This window comes from Streptomyces sp. NPDC001508, assembly GCF_040298665.1.
In the GTDB taxonomy this organism is placed as follows: Bacteria; Actinomycetota; Actinomycetes; order Streptomycetales; family Streptomycetaceae; genus Streptomyces.
The window spans coordinates 109608-115607 of record NZ_JBEPAP010000025.1 but is presented as its reverse complement, the minus strand read 5'-3'; the positions used below and the strand labels follow the sequence as shown (position 1 = coordinate 115607).

At 72.2% G+C, this 6000-nt stretch carries 5 protein-coding genes and 1 pseudogene; 3 read left to right on the top strand and 3 right to left on the bottom strand.

Annotated features, from left to right (window positions below; translation table 11 throughout):
• Together ABT245_RS23015 and ABT245_RS23010 are read left to right on the top strand one after the other, a co-directional pair.
• Positions 1-338, top strand: a pseudogene (locus tag ABT245_RS23015) (IS200/IS605 family accessory protein TnpB-related protein); the annotation flags it as partial.
• Positions 339-376: 38 nt separating this feature from the next.
• The gene (locus ABT245_RS23010; protein WP_351736416.1) at positions 377-679 is read left to right on the top strand and encodes a hypothetical protein; all 303 of its coding nucleotides are present in this window, start codon (positions 377-379) and stop codon (positions 677-679) included.
• A gap of 423 nt (positions 680-1102) precedes the next feature.
• Here the strand turns inward: ABT245_RS23010 and ABT245_RS23005 are convergent, their stop codons facing one another.
• The gene (locus tag ABT245_RS23005) at positions 1103-2077 is read right to left on the bottom strand and encodes a GlxA family transcriptional regulator (RefSeq protein WP_351736414.1); all 975 of its coding nucleotides are present in this window, start codon (positions 2075-2077) and stop codon (positions 1103-1105) included.
• A 152-nt stretch (positions 2078-2229) separates the two neighbouring features.
• Here ABT245_RS23005 and ABT245_RS23000 point away from each other — a divergent pair, with 152 nt between their 5' ends.
• Positions 2230-2679 (top strand): hypothetical protein, encoded by a 450-nt coding sequence (locus ABT245_RS23000; protein WP_351736412.1) that lies wholly within the window; start codon positions 2230-2232, stop codon positions 2677-2679.
• Between the two features lie 271 nt (positions 2680-2950).
• On the opposite strand, the gene ABT245_RS22995 is transcribed toward ABT245_RS23000, so the two are convergent.
• A complete protein-coding gene (locus ABT245_RS22995) occupies positions 2951-4405 on the bottom strand; it encodes an MFS transporter (RefSeq protein WP_351736410.1) in 1455 nt (484 codons plus the stop codon).
• An 82-nt stretch (positions 4406-4487) separates the two neighbouring features.
• Positions 4488-5894 carry a DUF445 domain-containing protein gene (locus ABT245_RS22990; protein ID WP_502982166.1) on the bottom strand — a complete coding sequence of 469 codons (1407 nt, stop codon included), beginning with the start codon at positions 5892-5894 and terminating at the stop codon, positions 4488-4490.
• Positions 5895-6000 lie beyond the last annotated feature (106 nt).

The following is a 6000-nucleotide window of genomic DNA, read 5'->3' as shown; positions in this document are numbered from 1 at the left end:
AGCACTGGCAGAAACCCCTCACGGGCAACAACCGCACAACCACTCGCCACGACGCGGCCGCCGTGGCGATCGGCAGGCGCGCCCTGGGACATCCGATCCGGCGACGGACGGCACCGCCCCCGCACGACCGGAGTGATCGTGCGGGGCATCGGACCGTCCAGGCCGGACCGGTGGCCCCGGGGCGTGAGGGAAACCGCCCCCGCATTCCCGGACCACGGACACGATCCGTGCGCGCCGGATACGGAGTGAAAGCGGTGGACCAGAACGCCCAACACCGTTCGGGGCGTTCGGCTGAGCACGGGTTCTGGCAACAGGACCCACTCCCGCTCAGTCTCTAGGAACGGTTAGCCTCGGGCAGTGACATGAGGAGGCAGACATGGCCAAGGTTCCCAGCTCCGTGATCGCCGCGAGCGGGCTCGTCGGGGGATACGGCGTCGCCCGCTGGACGAAGAAGCGGCAACTCGGCGGGGTCGTCCTGGCCGTCGCGGGAGCCGCCGCCGCTCAGCAGTGGCACAAGGAGGCCGGGCCCAAGGCGGCGGGCGCGCTCGGCGCCGCCTACATCGCCGCCTTCGCCGGGTCGCATCCGCTGGCCAAGAAGGTCGGCGCCTGGCCGTCCGTGTTCGGGGTCGCCGGCGCCGTCGCCCTGGCCTCCTGGGCCGTCGCCGACCGCCGCGCCTGAGCCCAGCCCGCCGCCGCACGGGCCCGGGGACCTGTAAGCACCTGTAAGCACCTGTAAGCAGCCCCTTCGGCCCCCTGGGCCCAGCCCGCCACACGGCCCGGGGACCTGTACGCCGCCCCTTCGGACCCCTGGGCCCAGCCCCCGCGGTACCGCCCCGCGCACCCGTACGCAGCCCTTCAGACCACCCGAACCGGCCCCCGCAGCACCGCTCCGCGCACCCGTACGCAGCCTTCGGCCCCCTGAACCCGGCCCCCGCCGTACCAGACCGCGCACCCGTACGCAGCCCTCAGACCATCCGAGCCCGGCCCCCGCCGTACCGCCCCGGACACCCGTACGCAGCCTCCGGCCTCGCCCCCGCCGTACCAGCTCGCCGTGTCGGTCCGGGCGTGCCCGTACCTCGCTCTTCGGGTCGCCTCTCGGTTGTCAGGGCTTTCCGGCGCCGGCGGGGGCGCCGCCGCGGGAGCGGAAGGCCCGGCGGTATGCCTGGGGGCTTGTTCCCACCACTCTCCTGAACCGTTCCCGGAACGCCGTCGGGGAGCCGAAACCCGCCTGGTGCGCGATGCGTTCGACGGGGTGCGCGGTCGTCTCCAGCAGGTGCTGCGCGCGCCGCACCCGCGCCCGGTGCAGCCACTGGAGCGGGGTCGTGCCGGTCTGCTCGCGGAAGCGGCGGTTCAGGGTGCGGGTGCTCATGCCCGCCTTCGCGGCCACCTCCTCCAGGGTGAGGTCCTGGTCGCAGTGGTCCTCCAGCCACTCCAGGAGCGGTTCCAGGGTGGCGCCTGCGGGGGCCGGGGGCAGCTCGTGGACGATGAACTGGGCCTGGCCGCCCTCCCGTTCGAGCGGCATGACGCACATGCGGGCCGCGTGTGCGGCGACCGCGGAGCCGTAGTCCTTGCGGATCATGTGCAGGCACATGTCCATTCCGGCGGCGGCGCCCGCCGAGGTGAGGAACTGACCGTTGTCGACGTACAGGACGTTCGGGTCGACGGTGATCTCCGGGTGGCGGGCCGCCAGATGGCGGGCCCCCACCCAGTGCGTCGTGGCGCGCAGGCCGTCCAGCAGGCCCGTCGCCGCGAAGACGAACGCGCCGACGCAGATGGACGCGATGCGCGTGCCGTTCGCCGCCGCGGCGCGCAGCGCCTCGGCCACCCCGGGCGGCAGCGGCACCGTCGGGTCCGCGACGCCGGGCAGGATGATCGTGTCGGCGTCCGCGAGCGCTTCAAGACCGTACGGCGCCCGCACGGTGAACGCGCCCGCGCTCATCTCGCCCGGCGGTGAGCACACCCGGATCCGGTAGGCCTCGCGGCCGTCCGGCAGCCGGGCCCAGCCGAAGGTGTCGATCGGGGCGGCGATGTCGAAGGGGATGACCTGGTCCAGCGCCAGTACGGCCACGGTGTGCATGGCAGGAAACGTAGCTTACGACGGATTGTGGCCAGGCAGGCGGGCCGGGGGAAGCGGGCCGGGCGGTGTGGTGGGAGCGGGCGGCGAGAATCCGTTGGTCTCTGGCATTACTGCCGCTTCTGCCGCGCCGGCCGGCTGTCTAGCGTCGTCCCGTGACCAAGTTCCTGCTCGCCGTCCATGTACTGGCCGCCATCGTCGCCATCGGTCCCGTCACCGTCGCCGCCAGCATGTTCCCGCCGGCCGCCCGCCGGGCCCTGGCCGCCCCGGAGGATGTCCGGGCCACCGGGACCGTGGAGCTGCTGCACCGGATCTGCCGGGTGTACGGCGTCGTCGGTGTCGCCGTGCCCGTCTTCGGGTTCGCCACGGCGAGCAACATGGGCGTGCTCGGCAGCGCCTGGCTGATCGTGTCGATCGTGCTGACGGCGATGGCCGCCGTGGTGCTGGTGGCGCTGGTGCTGCCGCGGCAGAGCGCGCTGGTCGAGGGGGCGGGCACGCGGGAGACGACCGTACGGCTCGCCATGTTCACCGGGATGTTCAACATCCTGTGGGCGATCGTCACGGTGCTGATGATCGTCCGCCCGGGATCGACCACCGGCGCATGACCCTCCGGGGGAAGGCGCGGACCCTCCTGCGGGCCGCGCGTCCCACCTCCGAGGCGCGCCTCCCACGGGCAGCCGCCTCTCCGGTCCGGCGGCTCCGATCACCGCCCCAAAGGGGCGCGGGGCTGTATCAATATGCGGCTCCGCCGCGATGGGGCCCCTGTTCGAGCGAAGCCGGGAACTTGGGGGAGCGCCCAGCCACGACGGCGCCGCGGACAACCGACGGCACATCGCGGCACATCCGATCGCTGCACAACCAGCGGAGCGTTTCGGCCTAGTCCGCCGCCGTCAGCGGACGGGCGATGTCCTCCAGCGCCCGTCGCTGCGCCGGTACCGCGAGGACCGCCGCGACCAGTCCGGCCGCGCACATCAGGCCCGCTCCGACCTGGAAGGCGAGGACCGTGTCGGCGACCCTGCCGGTGCCGGTGAGTTCGGCGAACAGCAGGGGGCCGCTGATCCCGCCGGCGGCGGTGCCGAGGGCGTAGAAGAAGGCGATGCACAGGGCCCGGGTCTCCATGGGGAAGATCTCGGAGACGGTCAGATAGGCGCTGGAGGCGCCCGCCGAGGCGAAGAACAGCACCGCGCACCAGCACGCGGTCAGCGTGCTCGCGTCGAGGGCACCCCGGTCGAACAGCCAGGCCGTGCCGAACAGCAGCAGGCCGGAGAGCAGATAGGTCGAGGAGATCATCACCCGCCGGCCCACGGTGTCGAAGAGCTTGCCGAGCAGCAGCGGGCCCAGGAAGTTGCCGGCCGCGATGACGACGAAGTAGTACCCGGTGCGGTCGGCGGGGATGTCGAAGAACGTGGTCAGGATCGCGCCGAAGCCGAAGGTGATCGCGTTGTAGAGGAACGCCTGCCCGATGAAGAGGGCGAAGCCGAGCACGGCGCGGCTGCGGTAGTCGTGCAGGACCGTGCGGGCGATCTCCCTGAAGCCGATGTCGCGGCGCTGGCGGATGACCAGTTCGCCGTGCGGCTCGGGCAGCGGCTCGCCCCGTTCCTCGGTGACCCGCCGCTCGATCGCGGCGACGATCCGTTCCGCCTCCCGCTCCCGGCCGTGGATGAGCAGCCAGCGCGGGCTCTCCGGGACGTGCCGCCGCACCAGGAGGATGACCAGGGCGAGTACGGCGCCCAGCGCGAACGTAAGCCGCCAGCCGATGTCCGCGGGCAGCAGGTCCGTGTTCAGCGCGACGATCGACAGCAGTGAACCGCCGACGGCGCCCAGCCAGAAGCTGCCGTTGATGAGCAGGTCGACCCGGCCGCGGTAGTACGCCGGGATCAGCTCGTCGATCGCCGAGTTGATGGCCGCGTACTCGCCGCCGATGCCGAAGCCCGTCAGAAAGCGGAACAGGAAGAACCACCAGGTGGAGAAGGAGATGGCGGTCAGCGCGGTGGCGGCCAGATAGAGCCCCAGGGTGATCATGAAGAGCTTGCGGCGGCCGTGCCGGTCGGTCAGCCGGCCCCAGAAGAGGGCGCCGGAGCAGGCTCCCGCGACATACAGCGCGGCGGCGACCCCGGTGACCTCACCCGAGGTGATCGGCAGCCCGCTGCCGGGCTCGGACAGCCGACTCGCGATGTTGCCGACGACCGTGACCTCCAGGCCGTCCAGGATCCACACGGTGCCGAGGCCGAACACGATCCTCCAGTGCCAGCCGGACCAGGGCAGACGGTCCAGCCGGGCGGGCACGGAGGTGGTGACGGTCCGGCCGGTGGCGGCCTCGGCAGCGGTCATGGGCGCGGCTCCCTCGTCGTCGGTCGCCGCGTCGCCGAAGAGCCCGGCCGGGCCCTGGCCACCGGCCCGGCCAGGACAGGTCCTAAGCGCCGAACGCCTGCGACACCGTGTAGATCAACAACCCTGCCAGGGAACCCACCACTGTGCCATTGATACGAATGAACTGCAGGTCACGGCCGATGTGCGCCTCGATCTTCCGGGTGGTGTGCTCGGCGTCCCAGCCGGCCACGGTGTCGGTGATCAGGGAGGTGATCTCCTTGCGGTAGGTCGTCACGACGTGCACCGCCGCGCCCTCGACCCAGCTGTCGACCTTGTCCTGGACCTTGGGTTCGGTGGCCATCCGGGCGCCCAGCGACAGCAGCGAGGCGCGCACCCGCAGCCGCAGCTCGCTGCGCTCGTCCTCGGCCGCCGAGACGATCATGGATCGTACGGCCGTCCAGGCGGAGGCGATCAGGTCCTGGACCTCGCCACGGCCCAGCACCTCACCCTTGAGCCGTTCCACGCGCGCGCGGGTGTCCGTGTCGGACTGCAGGTCGGAGGCGAAGTCGCCGAGGAAGCGGTCGAGGGCGCCGCGCGCCGGGTGGGAGGGCATGTCCCGCATCTCGGTGACGAAGCGCAGCAGCTCCTTGTAGACCCGTTCGCCGACCTTCTTGTCGACGAAGCGCGGCGTCCAGCCGGGAGCGCCGCCCTGGACGGCGTCCATGACCTGCTCGTCGTGCAGGACGAGCCAGTCGTGCGCCCGGCCGACGATCAGGTCCACGAACCGTCTGTGACCGCCGTCCGCGACGATCTTCTCCAGCATCTTCCCCATGCCGGGGGCGATCTCCTGGGTGTCGGCGCGGCGCGTGATGGCCTCGCCGACCACCGCCTGGACGTCGGAGTCGCGCAGCACCGTCAGCGCGCCGCGCAGCGCCGTGGCCAGCTCCGCCGTCACCCGGTCCGCGTGCTCGGGCTCGGCCAGCCAGGCGCCGAGTCTGCTGCCGATGCCGACGGCGCGCAGCCGCTGCCGTACGACGTCCTGGGACAGGAAGTTCTCGCCGACGAACTCGCCGAGCGAGATCCCCAGCTGGTCCTTCTTGTTGGGGATGATCGCGGTGTGCGGGATGGGCAGGCCGAGGGGGTGCCGGAAGAGGGCGGTGACCGCGAACCAGTCGGCGAGCGCGCCGACCATGCCGGCCTCGGCCGCCGCGGCGACATAGCCCGCCCAGGGGCCCGCGCCCGCGTTCGACGCCCATTTCGCGAGGCCGTAGACGACGGCCACGAAGAGCAGCAGGCCGACCGCGGTGAGCTTCATGCGTCGCACGCCGCGCTGCCGCTCCGCGTCGGCCGGGGTGAACGACGTCATGGCGCGGTAGCCGCGCGGCACCGCGGCCCCGGCCGCCGCGCCCGCCGCCGCACCAGCCGCCGCTCCTTCGATCGTGCGTTCGGCCATACGCTCGGCCATACGTTCGGTCGTGCGCCTTTCCGCGCCTTCCTCCGTGCCGTCCATACGCTCCACCCGTTCGGCGATCCCGCACCCATTGTCCCAACCTGACCGACTCCTGGAACGGAACAAGAGTTCCCGGCGTCTGTCCGGACGGGGGTTTGCACAGGGT

Excerpts from the sequence above, each read along its gene's own strand:
- ABT245_RS22995 (WP_351736410.1), bottom strand. The coding sequence starts at position 4,405 with ATGACCGCTGCCGAGGCCGCCACCGGCCGGACCGTCACCACCTCCGTG.
- ABT245_RS23005 (WP_351736414.1), bottom strand. The coding sequence starts at position 2,077 with ATGCACACCGTGGCCGTACTGGCGCTGGACCAGGTCATCCCCTTCGAC.
- ABT245_RS22990 (WP_502982166.1), bottom strand. The coding sequence starts at position 5,894 with ATGGACGGCACGGAGGAAGGCGCGGAAAGGCGCACGACCGAACGTATG.
- ABT245_RS23010 (WP_351736416.1), top strand. The coding sequence starts at position 377 with ATGGCCAAGGTTCCCAGCTCCGTGATCGCCGCGAGCGGGCTCGTCGGG.